Below are 15961 nucleotides of genomic sequence, written 5' to 3' on the forward strand. Positions count from 1 at the left end.
AAAACATCGCGTAGTACGTTATAACCTTTGTGTCATACAAACTAAAATCCACATGGAAACCCTTATTTCGACCGAAGATTTATTACAGCTTGCTCCGATTCCCGACCACTTGCATGCTCCATTCCTGCGCGTAGCTAATGGTCTGATTCAACATGCTGATTACTCGAAAGAAAAAATCATGGGATTGCTGGCGCAGATGCTCTGGAATCCGAAAAAATGGGCTTACTCCCGAAATAAAGTCACGAACCTGGCCCGCGCCATTTATGACCTTAACAAGCAGGGAATTGCCGTACCATTAAGCGAAACGGGCAAAACATTTCTGCCAGCTGAACCGGCTCCCTACGTATTGGATACAGATGGAAAACAGTCTGAGCAGATGTTCGAACTACGGCCAGAAACGTTGCCTTACGCGATTTTCGGGCGGGAGTATATCGAAGAAGGCGCTCTGAAACAGATGGAAACGGCGGCTAGCTTACCGATTTCGGTAGCAGGTGCCCTGATGCCTGATGCCCATCAGGGTTATGGTCTGCCTATTGGAGGTGTGCTGGCTACGGACTCGAATACGGTAATTCCGTTTGCGGTTGGCGTCGATATTGCCTGCCGGATGTGCCTGTCGGTGTTCGATTTGCCGCCTGGGTATATGAAACGCGAGCCGCATCTGCTGAAAAAATCGCTGGTGGAACAAACCAAGTTTGGTATTGGCGGAGAAACCCGCGAAAAGTTTAATGAAAGCGTAATGGATCTGCCCGAATGGCAGGCTACCAAAGTAATTCGCAATCTTAAAGACAAAGCGTATCGGCAGTTGGGAAGCTCCGGTACTGGCAACCATTTTGTAGAATGGGGTATTGTGGACGTATACGAACAAAATACTCAACTGAACCTGCCGCCGGGCGAATATCTGGCGTTATTATCGCACTCCGGTTCGCGCGGATTTGGGGGCAACGTAGCAAATTATTATTCAAAACTGGCGATGCAGAAAACCCGTTTGCCGAAACAGGCGGCCCATCTAGCGTGGCTCGATTTGAATACGGAAGAAGGTCAGGAATATTGGATTGCTATGAATCTGGCGGGTGAGTACGCGTCGGCCAATCACCACGAAATTCACAATAAAATCTCCAAATCCATTGGGCACAAACCGCTGGTGATGGTTGAAAATCACCACAATTTCGCCTGGAAAGAAAAACTGGCCGACGGACGCGAGGTAATTGTTCACCGAAAAGGTGCTACGCCCGCCGGTCCCGATGTACTGGGCATCATTCCGGGGTCGATGACGCAACCGGGTTTTGTCGTAAGCGGTCGGGGAAATAGTGATTCGATTAATTCCGCATCACACGGCGCTGGTCGGCAGATGTCACGTACGCAGGCGTTCAACAATATTACTTGTTCGCAGTTGAACAAAGCGCTGCTAGAAGCTGATATTCAGTTGATTGGTGGCGATCTGGACGAAGCGCCGATGGTCTATAAAAACATCGAAACCGTGATTGGTGCCCAAAGCGATCTGGTTTCGGTACTGGCAAAGTTCACGCCTAAAATCGTCCGCATGGCCGACGCTAATCGGAAAGAAGGTCGTGAGGATTAATAAAAGCGAGAGTGGGTCAGTGCTCACTCTCGCTACGTTGTTTACGCATTATTTTGTCGCCGGCGCTCCCGGAATGTGTTTCGCATTTCCTCCCGAATTGCCTGATACTGTTTGAATTGATCGCTGGTCAGTACATCTTTCATATCTTTATTTTTGTTTTTCATAATTGACCGGGCTTCGCGTAGCGTTTTCAAATTTCGCCCGCCATTTTCCAGTAAGGGCTGCGCTTGCTGAGCGTATTTCAGGTTGATTTCCGACACGCTTTTCTCCTGATCAGGTGATAGGTTGAGCGCTTCTTTCATCCGAATCGTCTGCCAATTTGCCCGTTCTTCGGGTGTGCCAACCTGACGTTGCTGCGCTGAAGAAATTGTAGCAATAAAAAACAGAGAAATGCAAAGAATGAGCGTTGATACGTTGGTTTTCATTGATTTGGTGGGTTTTTGTTGGGAATTACGGCGTTAGTGAAGTGCGTATTTTTTGAAAAAATCCCAAATAATATCATTGTTCGCAAACGCTTCGGAAGGTGGATCACCAAGCATACGAACGCTTTTGTTACCGCCCGGCCACGAGTGACCACCATCAGACGTCAAATAATACTGAATCGCTACGTCGTTCTGGCAGCCTGTCCACTCATAAAACGTGTATTTATCCGACGATTTTGCTACTGGTTTTAGAGAAGTGCAGCCAGCCAATTGCGCGAAAACGGTCAGCGTACTGTCAGCCGACGGATTCCGTTGTTTGTTGATGCTTCTTGTGCCTACGCCACCGGCGGCTGGTACGTTCTTATCCTGTTGCGAGTGGATGTGCAAAACTGGCATTAAACGCGTTGGTTTACAGGGTTTCTGAAGTTGCATTGTCCCGGCATTGGCGGCAATGGCTGTTATTTTTTCTGAAAGCTCACACGCTAATCGGTAGCACAGCATTCCACCATTCGAGTGCCCTGTGGCAAACACTTTTTTCGAGTCGATTTGATACGTAGTGCTCAGTTTATCAATTAGTTTGCTAATAAATCCTACGTCGTCGATACGTTGTGTAGAAGCCACCTGTCCACAGCAAGCGCCCGCGTTCCAGGTTCGGAGACGTAGCACGCCCGGATTCTGAACACCATCCGGATAAACCACAATAAATCCCTCTCTATCAGCCTTATCGCTCCATTTTGATTGGATCGCAAACTGTTGTCCGCTGCCCCCGCCCCCATGCAGCGCAATAACTAACGGCAGCCTTGTTGTTTTCTGCGCGTACCCAGCGGGTAGATGGACCCAATAGATACGTAGCATACCATCGTGAAGCAACGTATCACGGATGTCTGTTTCAGCAGAATTAGCTTTCGTCAATGTTTTAAACGTAAGGCAAAAAAGAAATATAATAGCTAGTGAACGTAGTAAGTTAGGCATGCAAAGAAAGTGGAGATTGTAGTGATAACATTATCTTAAGCATTGAACAACAGGAGAGTAAATGGTTTAAAAGCTATAAAAATAAAAAAGTCGCTTCCGTGAAAGCGACTTAGTAATCATCTATAGGCAACAGGGCAAGTGAAGCCCCGGAAGGGAAATGAGGTACTCTACTCAAAAAGATTTTTTATATCGATTCGGCGGTGCATCTGCTCTTCATCTTTGAAGGGCAACGTAACGCGCACTTTACCATGTTCGTGAATAGCTTCAATCTGGTCAACATCCACAAAAGACGGAATATCTAGTACTCTCAGGAACATTGGCACAGCTAAACGTTGGGCTTGCCCATCCTCCTGCTGTTCTAATGTGCTGACCAGCAGCGTATATACAATAAGCTTATTGCCTTCTACCAATACGTTGAAGGAACTCGCCTTAACGCCGGGGGCCACCAGGGTAATAATCAGGCGATCCCCATCACGTTCTACGTTCATGGTTGTTTGACTCGAACCACCGTAGAGCGTGTTTAGCAGATCAATCTGACCGCCTGTTCCCTGAAACACATTTTCTATCGCTTTCATAGTGGAGGTTGTTTACTGTTCAACTACTAATCTTTAGACAAACCTCGTGCCTAAAGGTTTATTCCGCACTTTTACGCCAGCCTGTCAGGAAAAAAGCTGTAAGAAAACGGCTTATAATGCCGTTTTGACACTGTTAAGCAAGATTTCGGCATTTTTGACGTATACGCATAAAAAAATCAGACTGTTGCTTTTTTGGGGCTGAATGTGGTTGTCTTTCTACACTGCTATCTGTACAATTACACACGTAAAGCTGGTTTTCCTGCTGTATCTTTGTAATACCATGCACATTCGAATTGGAACACGGAGCAGTCGACTGGCCGTTTGGCAGGCTGAATACATTCAGGAATTGTTACGACGGGGCAACGTATCGTCGGAGTTAATATTTATTGAAACCAAAGGCGACGTAGTACTCGATCGTTCGTTGTCGAAAATTGGCAGTAAAGGCGTTTTTACGCAGGAACTGGAAGACCAGCTTCACGAGGGACGTATTGATATTGCCGTTCATAGCGCCAAAGATTTGCCATCGACGCTTCCTGCAGGTCTCGAAATCATAGCTTTTACCGAACGCGAACAGGCCAACGACGTATTGGTCAGCCGAACTAAAAATTTGTCATTAACCAGCGGGCAATCATTTAGAATCGGTACGTCGTCAACGCGCCGGGTAGCCATGCTACGTCACTATTGCCCGCATGTTACCACAGTCGATATGCGCGGGAACCTGCAAACACGCATCCGCAAACTTGACGAAGGACAGTGCGACGCCTTGTTGCTGGCCTACGCCGGGGTCCACCGCATGGAATACGACGATTTAATTGTGGAGCATTTGCCCATCGATCAATTTATTCCTGCTGTCGGTCAGGGCAGCGTGGCAATTGAAGCGGCTACGTCGCTGGATAAATCACTACGTCAAACGATTATACAGTTCATCAATCACGAACCAACGGCAGCCTGTCTGCGGGCCGAACGGGCATTTCTGGCCCGGCTCGAAGGCGGTTGTAGCATTCCTTCTTTCGCACTAGCCCATTGGTCCGACGAACGTAGCATCAGTCTGACGGGCGGTCTGGTGAGTTTGGATGGGAGTCAACTCATTCAGGAGACCCTAACTGGTACGTCGGCAGAAGCAACCCACCTTGGTCGTACGCTGGCGAGTAGTATTCTGGAATTGGGGGGCGACGCTATTTTACAGGAAATTCGTGCACAACTATGATCGCTAAAATTACCCAGTCTGATGCTGATATTCGGCGGTGCATACCCGCCATGCTGGCGCTACGTTCGCATCTGACGCCAGAAGAGGCTTTTGAACGTATCAAATTACAACAAGCCAGCGATGGTTTCGTGCTGGCGTTTATTGACAATGATGCCGCCGACGCGCCAGCCGTGGTAGGGTATCGTTACATGAATCTTCTGTATAGTGGCAAAACGCTGTATATTGATGATTTGTCAACCTTGCCCGAAGGTCGTGGGAACGGGTACGCTAGCGCTCTACTCGATTTTGTCATCGACGAAGCCCGAAAAGCTGGTTGCCAGTGTGTTTCGCTCGATTCTGGGCAAAATCCGGCCCGGTATGATGCCCACCGGCTTTATCTGAACAAACGATTCAATATTGTCAGTCACCATTTTAAACTGGACTTATAGATTGAAGTATGATGTAGAATGTATGATATATTCACCAGTCAGCATATATCATACATTCTACATCATACATTACTAACACTCTCTACACGATGAATCTGTTTCGAATCAGTTGGAGCAATCTGAAAGATAAGCCCTTAAGCAGTTTTTTAAGTGGCTTGCTGATGACGTTTGGTATTACCATTATTTCGTTACTGCTGCTGCTAAATAAGCAGTTGGACGATCAGTTTCGGCGAAATATTAAAGGCATCGACATGGTGCTGGGAGCTAAAGGCAGTCCACTTCAACTGATCCTGTCGAGTATTTATCAGATTGATTCCCCAACGGGTAATATCCCCCTCGACGAAGCCGAACGTTTGACCCGTAACCCGATGATCAAAACCGCCATCCCGATGGCGATGGGCGATAATTACCGGTCGTTTCGGATTGTAGGAACCAGTAAGCAATACCTCGATCATTTTGGGGCAACGGTCGGGCAGGGGAAACTCTTTGAGAAAAGTCTGGAAGTGGTGGTTGGTCCACGCGTAGCAGCTATTACGGGACTGAAACTGGGCGATACGTTCGCCAGTTCGCATGGACTCGATGGCGCGGGTGAGGAACACGGCAATACAAAATATAAAGTCGTCGGACTGCTGAATCCGACGAATACCGTTACCGACCAGCTCATTCTGACACCAGTATCGAGCGTTTGGGCGGTTCATGAACACGGCGAACATCACGAGGAAGGTGAAGCCCATGAAGAGGAAGATCATGAAGATGAGGGGCCACGCGAAATCACGAGTATGCTCATCAAATTTCGGAATCCGCTGGGTATGATGCTGGCGCGCGGTATTAACAACAACTCTAAACTTCAGGCGGCTCTCCCAAATATTGAAGTTAACCGTCTGTTTTCGTTATTGGGCGTAGGCGTCGAAACGCTACGTGGGTTAGCGATTGTGATCATGCTGATTTCGGGCATCAGTGTGTTTGTATCACTGTATAATTCGCTGAAAGAGCGGAAGTACGAAATGGCGCTGATGCTGTCGATGGGAGCGACTCGCCTGCAATTGTTTGGTATGCTCCTGCTGGAAGGGCTGGTGCTGGCCATCATTGGTTTTGTACTGGGCATTCTCCTGAGCCGCGTTGGTTTATGGCTGTTTTCAACCAGCGTTTCCGACGAATATCATTACAATCTGGCCGCGTTTGGCATTCTTCCAGAAGAATGGGGCTTGCTGGGTATTGCGCTTCTGGTTGGCCTGCTGGCCGCAGCTTTACCCGCGCTCGGCGTGTACCGCATGAACATCTCGCGAACGCTGGCGGAAGAGTAATTGGGGATGTAAGAAGTTTTAGGTATGATATATTTTTGTTCTTCCATAAAATAGATTGGATTATAATCATGCGGGCAAATAAAAAATCCACATTACAGATAGTCAAATCCACTGCTACTAAAAAGATAATTGTTTCGCGGCCCGACGGTAAACCCAGAGTCAAGATGGGTACTGGCAGAAATGTGCTCTTTATGTCGGATACTTTATTTGATGAGGATTTGAATTAATGGAAAGGTCTTTCAGAAATCTTCCTTACTTCGACTCATGACATTCTTGTAATATGCTTCCAACTCAGTGTACCAGCTGTTACTCTGATTTTTAACCTGAATACCTCTTCGTCTACCGTTACTTGCCCAAATTCCAGCGTTGACAAATAGTGCGGCTAATTGACTAGCAAGCTGAGCATTAGTATTACTCCACTTTAGATTTTCATAAAGAAATTTGCCTAGTCCTTCTTTCTCCTTTTTGTCCGGCAGTTTTGAAACGCTATTAGCCAAGACCGTCCATCCATTTTGTTGTACAAAATCTTGAATGGCCTGCAGATTATCAAATGATATTTTTTTAAAGTTGTCTCCTTTGAAGTCTCTTTGAATAGACAGTGAGTGATCTGGCTCAAGCTTCCACAAAAATTCTTTGCTTTTTCCGCCCAACGTATTATCTTGACACCACTCAGTAGATTGATTTTTTAGCTCATTTGACATAATTGTAGACATTTTTATTGACCTTCCAAATTCCAACAATTACTGAGCCAACAAAATACAATCTACATCACATATTCAGCATCGCACCTCACCCCACTACGTTATAAATTACCACTGGTTCGGCTTTATTTTTTAAACTCACTTCGCCAATACGTTCGCAGGTGAAAGATTCGGCGATTTGCTGCTGGGCTGATTCGGCAATGACGATCTGGCCGGGCTGCGCTACCGATTGGAGTCGCTGGGCCGTATTTACAGCGTCGCCAATGACGGTGTAATCCAACCGACGTAACGTAGTAGAACCAATGTTTCCCGATACCATTTCGCCACTGTTAATGCCAATCGATACTTCCGGGTGATACGTTAGATTATTCAGCAGATTATCTTCCAGTTTCGAAATCTGAGTACGTACTGCCAGTGCTGCTTCGATGGCACGGTCGAGGTGGTATTCACCCCGGAAAACGGCCATTACAGCATCGCCCATGAATTTATCGACTAGTCCTTCCTGGGCAATAATTTCCTTGACCATTACGTCGAAATAGCGGTTCACGAGTCGCACAACCGTATCAGGCGACTCGCGTTCGGAGATAGCCGTGAAGCCGCAGATATCAATAAATAGCACCGTAGCTACAACAACTTCACTAGCCGAAATGGCTTTCTCGAACTCGGGCCGTTGCATGAACGTCAACACCGATTCATCGACGTACATCCGTAAAATGTTGTTTTCCTTGATAGCCTGCAGCGTCTGGCGAAGTTGTGCTACGTATTCCATCGTTTTCTGCATGGTCAACTCCAGATCTTCGAAATTGACGGGCTTTGTCACGAAATCGAAAGCGCCCCGATTCATGGCCGTGCGGATGTTGTCCATGTCGCCATAGGCCGATACAATCACCGCTTTCAGCATCGGATTGTTTTCGTGCAGTTTCACCAATAGCGTTAGCCCATCCATACCTGGCATGTTGATATCGGTTAAAACCATGTCGATATCAGGCTGTTGCTCAAGCGTCTCGAGAGCCTCATGGCCGTCGTGGGCAAATACAAAATCATAGACCTTCTCCCGAATCTGCCGCCTGAATTTCTGTTTGATGAGTAATTCCAGGTCAGTTTCGTCGTCAACCACCAATATTTTCGCCGTCATGCCACCTCACGAAGTTTTTGTTTGAGAACCGCAAAATCGAGCGGTTTGGTCAAAAAGTCATTGGCCCCCATTTCCACGGCCTGATCGTGTGAATCAGCATCGCCGTAGGCTGTAATCATCATCACGACGGGCGGTGGGGGTTCCTGAAAATCTTCACGGATATGACGTAGCAGTTCAAATCCGCTCATACCCGGCATATTGATGTCGGATAAAATTAAAATGACTTCCGACGTATGATTGTTCAGATAATCTAGGGCTTCTTCGCCAGAATTAGCAAAGTCCAGCTCGAATTCACCGCTGCGGATTTCGCGACGAAATCGTTGCTCAAAGAGGTCTTTTACGTCTATTTCGTCGTCAACTACCAGTATTTTCATCATTATTTGGGGAGATGCCAAAGATAGAAAATTTACATAGTTTTCGATGTTATGTACATCTGTACTTTGCCAGCTGTACCTGACTGCTGCGTCGGTCGTCGAATGGACAGGCATGTCGTCATAGGGTTCTAAAAGTGTGGTAGACCGTTTTTGTTGAATGCATGTTCATGACAGATTTGTTGCGCAAATTCCTCTAACGTATCAATTGTAATTGTGGCGAATCTGAAGGCAAGAATTTTGACCCGGCGAGGCTTGGTTGTTACGTAAGTGGGTAATCAATACATAACAAAATCAATGTGTTACGTAGTGCTTAAGCTGGCAAGGTAACGGTGAAGGTCGTGCCCTGCCCCTCCTGACTCTCCACACTGATGGTGCCGTTGTGACCCTTGGTGATGATGTCATAACTCAACGACAAACCCAGTCCCGTACCCTGACCGGTGGGCTTGGTGGTGAAGAAAGGCTGGAAGATCTTCTGCTCGATCGCATCCGACATGCCTATGCCGTTGTCGCTCACCTGGATGACGGCCTGATTCTTCTCACAGCTGGTCTTAACCGCTACCATGGGCTGATAGCCGGGCTCTGGGTGGCTTTTCTGGCGTTGCTGAACGGCGTAGAAAGCGTTGGTGAACAGGTTGAGCAGTACCCGTCCCAGGTCTTGCGCCACGATGCTGACGGTGCCCAGGGATTGGTCGAAATCGGTGGAGAGGGTAGCGTTGAAGGTTTTGTCTTTGGCGCGCAGGCCGTGGTAGGCCAGTCGCAGGTATTCATCGGCCAGCGCGTTGAGGTCGGTGGGCTCTCGCTCTCCTGTCGACGTTCGGGAGTGCTCCAGCATGCCTTTTACGATGTTGCTGGCGCGCTTTCCATGCTGAGTGATCTTATGGAGATTTTGGTTTAAATCCTGGAGCAAATCACCCTCCAGTTCTTCGTCTCGATCAGCGCCTTTTGTCCGCTCTTCCTGCAACTCAGCCACCAGCTCATTACTCACTTCCGCGAAGTTATTGACGAAGTTGAGCGGGTTCTGAATTTCGTGCGCAATCCCCGCCGTCAGCTCTCCTAGTGAGGCCATTTTTTCCCGCTGAACCAGTTGATTTTGAGTTGCCTTCAGGTTCTCGAGCGAAGCTTTTAACTGCCGGGTACGTTCTTCTACCTGCTTTTCTAACAGTTCGTTCTGGCTGGCAATCAGGCGATTTTTTTCAATTTCCCGCTCTTTTTCGATTTGTTCCTTCTCAATGGCCTGCTGAACGATCTGTTTCCGGGCCAAATTATATCGGTTGAGTAAGGCTGCGGAAAAAACAATAATTAGCCATGTAAAACAGAACCCTTCTATATATTCGGACGAAGTTCCTAGGAATACGTGAAAATTGATCCCGAAATAATAGCCTAAAATTCTGGATGTCAGTGAGTAAAGCCAGTAAATCAGTAATGGTGTAATGGCCAGTAATGCATAACGGGCATCCACTACGTCCTTGTTCATCATTCTGATTGTCAGGGCAGTAAGTAGTATATAGGTAACACGAATTAAAATCTCAAGTATAATAGCAACATTGCTGAGTATCGAAACTGGAAAAGCGAACCGAAACAAAAGAATAATATCGAACAGAACGGTTACTATCAGGGCAACTGTAAGCGCTCGATTCAGTTTCAGAAACTTTATGGATGGCTGAACGAATTTTCGAATCGACTGAATGAAAAAGATAAAGAAAATAATGAAAAATAGATTACGAGCTATTATAAACGGCTGTGGGTATTCACTGAATAAAATTTCCTGAATTTGAGGGGACTTCCGGTCTAACCCGAAGAATAACAGACAGATGCTGAAGTATAAATAAACCTGGTCTTTTAGCGAGAAAAAAATCAGCAAATTATAACAAACGGCCAGCGCCAGAATGCCTAACGTAAGACCGTTTAAAAAATTGAACTGCCAATTTTCCTCCAGCAGCATTCTCTTGTAATACTCATTGGCGCGAGCCGTTTCTGTTTGCAATCGGGGTGAAAGATACAGAAGTGGCCACTGCCAAAAAGTATTGGCCGCCCGTTGATAAAGGGTAGTTTCCTGGCCGGGAAGTAACCGAAACAAAAGCCGATTACGTTCGATCTGGTATTGTTTCGTCAACTGACTTTTTGGCACCAGTTCACCCGTACGTTCGTGTATCCACTGCTGCTTGGCGTTCTGCCAGTATAAATCCAGGTAGCTACTGCTGAAATCACACAGGTAGAGATTCAGCGTATAAGGCAGTGTATTTCTGACCCGCATCCGAAGCCAGTACGTATATGACCGCCGATTTGGGTTATAAAATGAATCGTGGTAAAAGGACGTACTGCTTCGGACCTGATCAAACGATAAATTGCCGGTTCGGTCTTCCAGCAATTGAAAATACGTTGTGTCGAGCGTCAGCATCGACGTATCAGTTTTTATGTCAAACACTGGGGGCAGATTCTGCTGCGCCTGAAGTCCTTGGATAAAAGCAAAAAAGCCACAAAAAACGAGTAACCAGTTTTTCATGACTGATACTACGTCCACGCCTGTCTTCTGTCTGTTTCTTAACGATGAGTACACATTCTATACTTTAAAAGAGTGTTTACGCCGGCAAGGTAATGGTGAAGGTCGTGCCCTGCCCCTCCTGACTCTCCACACTGATGGTGCCGTTGTGACCCTTGGTGATGATGTCATAACTCAGCGACAAACCCAGTCCCGTACCCTGGCCGGTGGGCTTGGTGGTGAAGAAAGGCTGGAAGATCTTCTGCTCGACCGCATCTGACATGCCTATGCCGTTATCGCTCACCTGGATGACGGCCTGCTTGTGCGCACAGCTGGTCTTAACCACTACCGTGGGCTGATAGCCGGGCTCTGGGTGGCTTTTCTGGCGTTGCTGAACGGCGTAGAAAGCGTTGGTGAACAGGTTGAGCAGCACCCGTCCCAGGTCTTGCGCCACGATGCTGACCGTGCCCAGGGATTGGTCGAAATCGGTGGAGAGGGTAGCGTTGAAGGTTTTGTCTTTGGCGCGCAGGCCGTGGTAGGCCAGTCGCAGGTATTCATCGGCCAGCGCGTTAATATCGGTGGGCTCCCGTTGCCCATTACCCGCCCGCGAGTGCTGAAGCATCCCTTTCACAATAGACGACGCCCGGCCACCGTGATGCGTAATTTTCTGAAGATTCTGTTTTAAGTCTGAAAGTAAATCAGCTTCCAGTTCGGCGTCGCGTTCGGGTTTGGCTTGCTCTTCGGCTAGTTCGTCAATAAGTTCGATACTCACTTCCGAGAAGTTGTTGACGAAGTTGAGCGGATTCTGGATTTCGTGCGCAATCCCCGCCGTCAGTTCGCCCAGGGAAGCCATTTTCTCACTGTGAATCAGTTGGCTCTGCGTGGCTTTTAGATCGATCAGTGCTTTTTCCAGCTCCTCTTTCTGCTTTGTAATTTCGGCGGTACGTAGTGAAACCTGATATTCAAGTTCGTTCTTTTTCCCTTCAATAATACGGCGTTGCTCGGCTTCCTTCTCTCGCTCCAACTGGTCTATTTCCAGCGTTTTTTTCTGATTTCTGGCAATGATAATGAAGGTAATCAGCCAGATAAATACAAAAAAATTGGTGGCTTCAAGGTAAACAGAAATGGTCTTATAAAAACTCGGAATCAGAAATTTGATGACATCGCGGACGAAAATAAGGATTGCGTAGGGCGCAATGGCGATCAGAATAGTTCGGGCGGTGCGTAATTCGCGGAGTTGACGAGTGGTGTACGCAACGGCTCCGAAAACAATGAGCCAGAACCATACGCGCCAGGGGTCTGGGAAAATTTCGCCGAGTGCCATCAGAATGAACCCTGAAAGCCATACCTGTTTGAAATAATTATCCCACCTTGGCAACCGCGTCTGCGTGTCCAGAATCTTTCGAACCTGACCGATTAAAAAAGCGGCTGTTCCGATGGCTGCGTATGAATTCCAATCCGATAAGTTCATGCGCCCTGCTTGATTTGCTGGGTTGCCCCGTGGGTAATAACCTCATTTTGCCGACGGATACGGCCCGACAAACTCCGTACAATGCTACGTAGCACTTCACTACGTTCTTCCATCAGGTCGTAAAAGTCTTCCTGGTCGATACGTAGCAGTCGGACATCGGTAATGGCTTCGACGGTAGCCGACCGGGCTTCGGTATCGAGCAGGGCCAATTCCCCAAAAAAGTCGCCCCGGCTGAATCGGGCCAGTTCAGTTTCGCCGTCCAGAATAGCAACTTCGCCGGCGTAAATTACGTACATGCCCGTCCCCAGATCGCCTTTATGAAAAATCGTGTCGCCCGCCGAATGGGCTTCTTCCCGCATGATAGGCGTAATGCTGGCCAGTACGTTGTCGGGGGTTTGGGAAAACAGACTGGTACGTGCCAGCAACAGGACGCGGTCGTAGGCCGAAATCTGGTCGACTGATGAAGTTGAATGACTCATGAGCAAAGGTGGTAAGGTAGGAAAGCGTAACGCCAGCGAATCCTGGGCAGCCAGGGCTTCGTCGGCAGGCAAACTACGTAACACAACGCTGATTGTCCAGGCCGTAAAAACTGTTTCGCCGGTACGTAAGATAAAATCCCGGATGGATTCACGCTCGGCAAATGGGCTTAGTTCGGCATCGAGAATACGTATTTTTTCGGAACGAGGCAATTCATCGACAAGCACTTGTAATGTTTGATACGTTGCTCGGGGAATCAGATTATCAAGCATTTCGAGCGCATTGGCCCGACGCTCGCGTGCGGGATGGCTAATTCCCATCCGAGAGCCCGCGATCGTATCGGACGGATAGAGTTGCGTGAGAATATCGAACAAGCGCTGGATCAGTACGGATAACTCATAATCCAACGTTTCGGCCAACTCTGGACTGGTTAAGCTACCGTGTAACAAGCGTTGTGCCAGCGCAATTTCTTCGTGCATGAGCGCCCGAAAAATCGCATCATCGTTGGGCTCATCCGGAAACCGACGTAGTGCCCGTAGCACAGCTCCCCGCAATCGGAGGTCGGTACTTTGCGCCAACTGGTTCAAAAGCAGTCGGCTTTCGGGTGTGAAAATAGCTCCGCAGATAGCCGCGATACGTTCCAGCAACAATCGATTTTCGGGCGATTGCTGCACCTGTTTTCGGAGCATAGGAACCAGCGAAGGACCACGGTCTTTCAAGGCATCGAGCACACGCCGGCCCAGTGTTTTATCGGTGAGGTGATTGAGCAGATACGTAGTAAGTTCGGCATTAGCTAACCGCCCGGCAGCTCGGATGGCGGCTTTTGCTACGTCTGGATTCGAGCTCGTCAAACTATGGTTAACCTGCGGAGCCAGATCGCTTAAACGGAGCGAAGCAATCAGATTCAAGGCCATTTCCTGACGAGCAGGGTCTTTATCAGTAGCTAGTTCTGTGAGAGCACGCTGAGCAGTAGGATTATGCGGATTCAATTCCAGAATCCCTTTGATAACTCCCCGGCGAATGTGCAAATCAGAATGGTGCAGGAACGGCGCTAATTCGGCGGGTTCGACGTTAATTTGACGTCCTAGCAGGTAAGCAGCCTGCTGACGTAGCGCGGGTTCCGTATCGGTCAGGGCGATGAGATTCAGTTGCTTGTTAGGTACAAGATGTTCAAGACGGGCGGCTGCCAGCATGGTACGTTCCCGAACGCTCGCGCTGGTATGATTGAGGAGCATAGGCGTTTGCTGCGCTAGTTCAGCTGGATTATGCACACTCAGCCAGTCAATCGCCGTCACTACGTCGTCCGGGTTTGTGCTTTTTAATTGATGCACCAAACTTTTCTGAGCTGCGGTCGGCATGGCTAACTGATCGCGTTCCAGAAATCGTCGTCCAATGGCGTCGTTCAGTTCGGCCAGGTATTTACGGTACGTTTGCCGGAGCAGCCATATAGCGCTGACCATCAGACCAACCCACACCAGCGGCACCCATGAATCGAGCGTAGCGTGTAGGGCAAAAATCAGGAACCCGGCCACTCCCAGGCCGATTGGTTCGTACAAACCTTTAGCCAGCGTGTGCCCTTTAAGACGCTGGGGTGGCAACAGCGGCTGAAATAGCACCAGAAAAACCGGGTCGAACAGAGCACGACGTATCACCTCGAAAACCAGATAAAGCCCGCAGAAGTAAACCAGGAGCACGGTTTCGCTGGTGACAAACTGATTCATGACGGTTAAGCCAGCCAGCCCAACCAACGCCATCCAGGGAAGCACCAGTAGCGAACGTCGGACCCCAAACCGGTCGAGCGCCTGACGTGATAGCAGCAGTTTAGCCAGCATCGCCAGCCCATACGTCAGCGCCAGTACGTAGCTAACGTATTGAATGACATCGGTTTGGTTATGAAAGCGGTGCTTTACGTTAATGAAAAAATTATATTCTATTTCGGTTGCCACAGCAGCCAGCAGCGCCAGACTAAGGCACATATAGAACACGAGTTCGCTCCCGCCAAACCGCTTTCCAATCAATTGGGATGGCTCCCTTCCCACCGCTCGATTGCTCTGATGGGGCGCATGTACATCGTGCGATTGAATAGTCAGGTGCAACACGTAGAGGGCGGCCAAAAATGCGCCAAACGCCACAATCAGCAGACGTAGTACGTCGGCGTGGGCGTGTACCAGCGCGGCCAGAATCGCACCGGCGGCTTTGGCTGGCATATCGCCCGAACTGATAACACCAAACAGTCGCTTACTCTGCCGCGTATCGAACACCACCGCTGATACGCCCCAGAATTCGAGATTAGTTAATAGATAGATAATTCGATACCCCGTCATGATGGCAACGGCAGCTACCACCGAATGCCCTACCAGCACCAATATGGCTACAACAATGGTCATGACCACAGCCGCGATCAGCACCCGTACTGCCAGCTTACGTAGCACCAGGTGATGTTCGAAATAAGCGTAAATACGCCCTACCAAAATCATCGATCCAGCCGACGCTACGTAGGCGAGGGGCAGACTGGTTTCGGGATGATTTTCGAGCAGGATGGCGTTGGCTGCTACGTAGATCAGGATAGTGCCAATGCCTAGCAAAAAATTATGAATAAAAAACAGCCACACTGTCTGACCTTCTTCCGGTCGGATGCCCAGAGCACGCTGGCCCCGTTGTACGAGCGAAGAAGGCGGATAGGTAGAGTCAGGGCGAACGGTCATAAACTGGGTACTCGCACGATTTATCGTCAAATATAAGCAGTGGCCTAGCTTGACGATACGTTTTTGCCTTGTAAGTTATATTGAGAAGTTGTAGAGTAATGAAGTTGTAAGGCTATAAAGTGTTACGGCACA

The 15961-nt window shown here is 48.4% G+C and carries 13 protein-coding genes; 4 read left to right on the plus strand and 9 right to left on the minus strand.

Going from position 1 to position 15961, the window contains the following annotated elements; all coding sequences use genetic code 11:
• Positions 1-52: 52 nt before the first annotated feature.
• Complete coding sequence (locus ACYVF1_RS23380; RefSeq protein WP_461083423.1) at positions 53-1579, plus strand: RtcB family protein; 1527 nt, start codon at positions 53-55, stop codon at positions 1577-1579.
• Positions 1580-1620: 41 nt separating this feature from the next.
• Here the strand turns inward: ACYVF1_RS23380 and ACYVF1_RS23385 are convergent, their stop codons facing one another.
• The 3 genes from ACYVF1_RS23385 to ACYVF1_RS23395 form a co-directional block, all read right to left on the minus strand.
• Complete coding sequence (locus ACYVF1_RS23385; RefSeq protein WP_461083425.1) at positions 1621-2004, minus strand: hypothetical protein; 384 nt, start codon at positions 2002-2004, stop codon at positions 1621-1623.
• 33 nt (positions 2005-2037) lie between these two features.
• Complete coding sequence (locus ACYVF1_RS23390; protein WP_461083427.1) at positions 2038-2913, minus strand: extracellular catalytic domain type 1 short-chain-length polyhydroxyalkanoate depolymerase; 876 nt, start codon at positions 2911-2913, stop codon at positions 2038-2040.
• A 227-nt stretch (positions 2914-3140) separates the two neighbouring features.
• On the minus strand, positions 3141-3548 hold the full coding sequence (locus tag ACYVF1_RS23395; RefSeq protein ID WP_461083429.1) for an Hsp20/alpha crystallin family protein: 408 nt from the start codon (positions 3546-3548) through the stop codon (positions 3141-3143).
• A 280-nt stretch (positions 3549-3828) separates the two neighbouring features.
• Here ACYVF1_RS23395 and hemC point away from each other — a divergent pair, with 280 nt between their 5' ends.
• The 3 genes from hemC (at position 3829) to ACYVF1_RS23410 (ending at position 6487) form a co-directional block, all read left to right on the plus strand.
• Positions 3829-4755 (plus strand): hydroxymethylbilane synthase, encoded by a 927-nt coding sequence (hemC, locus tag ACYVF1_RS23400; RefSeq protein WP_461083431.1) that lies wholly within the window; start codon positions 3829-3831, stop codon positions 4753-4755.
• Positions 4752-5183 (plus strand): GNAT family N-acetyltransferase, encoded by a 432-nt coding sequence (locus ACYVF1_RS23405; protein WP_461083432.1) that lies wholly within the window; start codon positions 4752-4754, stop codon positions 5181-5183. Before hemC ends, ACYVF1_RS23405 begins: the two co-directional genes overlap by 4 nt.
• Positions 5184-5272: 89 nt before the next feature.
• On the plus strand, positions 5273-6487 hold the full coding sequence (locus ACYVF1_RS23410) for an ABC transporter permease (protein ID WP_461083435.1): 1215 nt from the start codon (positions 5273-5275) through the stop codon (positions 6485-6487).
• Between the two features lie 239 nt (positions 6488-6726).
• Here ACYVF1_RS23410 and ACYVF1_RS23415 read toward each other — a convergent pair whose 3' ends face one another.
• From ACYVF1_RS23415 to ACYVF1_RS23440, 6 genes are all read right to left on the minus strand, one after another.
• A complete protein-coding gene (locus tag ACYVF1_RS23415; RefSeq protein WP_461083436.1) occupies positions 6727-7200 on the minus strand; it encodes a hypothetical protein in 474 nt (157 codons plus the stop codon).
• 76 nt (positions 7201-7276) lie between these two features.
• Complete coding sequence (locus tag ACYVF1_RS23420; protein WP_461083438.1) at positions 7277-8323, minus strand: adenylate/guanylate cyclase domain-containing protein; 1047 nt, start codon at positions 8321-8323, stop codon at positions 7277-7279.
• Positions 8320-8700, minus strand: coding sequence for a response regulator (locus ACYVF1_RS23425; RefSeq protein ID WP_461083440.1), 381 nt, complete (start codon positions 8698-8700; stop codon positions 8320-8322). Before ACYVF1_RS23425 ends, ACYVF1_RS23420 begins: the two co-directional genes overlap by 4 nt.
• Before the next feature lie 307 nt (positions 8701-9007).
• The gene (locus tag ACYVF1_RS23430) at positions 9008-11200 is read right to left on the minus strand and encodes a sensor histidine kinase (protein ID WP_461083442.1); all 2193 of its coding nucleotides are present in this window, start codon (positions 11198-11200) and stop codon (positions 9008-9010) included.
• A 76-nt stretch (positions 11201-11276) separates the two neighbouring features.
• On the minus strand, positions 11277-12647 hold the full coding sequence (locus ACYVF1_RS23435) for a sensor histidine kinase (RefSeq protein WP_461083444.1): 1371 nt from the start codon (positions 12645-12647) through the stop codon (positions 11277-11279).
• The gene (locus ACYVF1_RS23440) at positions 12644-15829 is read right to left on the minus strand and encodes a cyclic nucleotide-binding domain-containing protein (protein WP_461083446.1); all 3186 of its coding nucleotides are present in this window, start codon (positions 15827-15829) and stop codon (positions 12644-12646) included. The genes ACYVF1_RS23435 and ACYVF1_RS23440 overlap by 4 nt, the downstream gene beginning before the upstream one ends.
• Between the last annotated feature and the right edge of the window lie 132 nt (positions 15830-15961).

It is taken from the genome of Spirosoma flavus (assembly GCF_054778555.1).

Excerpts from the sequence above, each read along its gene's own strand:
- ACYVF1_RS23420 (WP_461083438.1), bottom strand. The coding sequence starts at position 8,323 with ATGACGGCGAAAATATTGGTGGTTGACGACGAAACTGACCTGGAATTA.
- hemC (WP_461083431.1), top strand. The coding sequence starts at position 3,829 with ATGCACATTCGAATTGGAACACGGAGCAGTCGACTGGCCGTTTGGCAG.
- ACYVF1_RS23410 (WP_461083435.1), top strand. The coding sequence starts at position 5,273 with ATGAATCTGTTTCGAATCAGTTGGAGCAATCTGAAAGATAAGCCCTTA.
- ACYVF1_RS23440 (WP_461083446.1), bottom strand. The coding sequence starts at position 15,829 with ATGACCGTTCGCCCTGACTCTACCTATCCGCCTTCTTCGCTCGTACAA.
- ACYVF1_RS23395 (WP_461083429.1), bottom strand. The coding sequence starts at position 3,548 with ATGAAAGCGATAGAAAATGTGTTTCAGGGAACAGGCGGTCAGATTGAT.
- ACYVF1_RS23380 (WP_461083423.1), top strand. The coding sequence starts at position 53 with ATGGAAACCCTTATTTCGACCGAAGATTTATTACAGCTTGCTCCGATT.
- ACYVF1_RS23435 (WP_461083444.1), bottom strand. The coding sequence starts at position 12,647 with ATGAACTTATCGGATTGGAATTCATACGCAGCCATCGGAACAGCCGCT.
- ACYVF1_RS23430 (WP_461083442.1), bottom strand. The coding sequence starts at position 11,200 with ATGAAAAACTGGTTACTCGTTTTTTGTGGCTTTTTTGCTTTTATCCAA.
- ACYVF1_RS23405 (WP_461083432.1), top strand. The coding sequence starts at position 4,752 with ATGATCGCTAAAATTACCCAGTCTGATGCTGATATTCGGCGGTGCATA.
- ACYVF1_RS23415 (WP_461083436.1), bottom strand. The coding sequence starts at position 7,200 with ATGTCTACAATTATGTCAAATGAGCTAAAAAATCAATCTACTGAGTGG.
- ACYVF1_RS23385 (WP_461083425.1), bottom strand. The coding sequence starts at position 2,004 with ATGAAAACCAACGTATCAACGCTCATTCTTTGCATTTCTCTGTTTTTT.
- ACYVF1_RS23425 (WP_461083440.1), bottom strand. The coding sequence starts at position 8,700 with ATGATGAAAATACTGGTAGTTGACGACGAAATAGACGTAAAAGACCTC.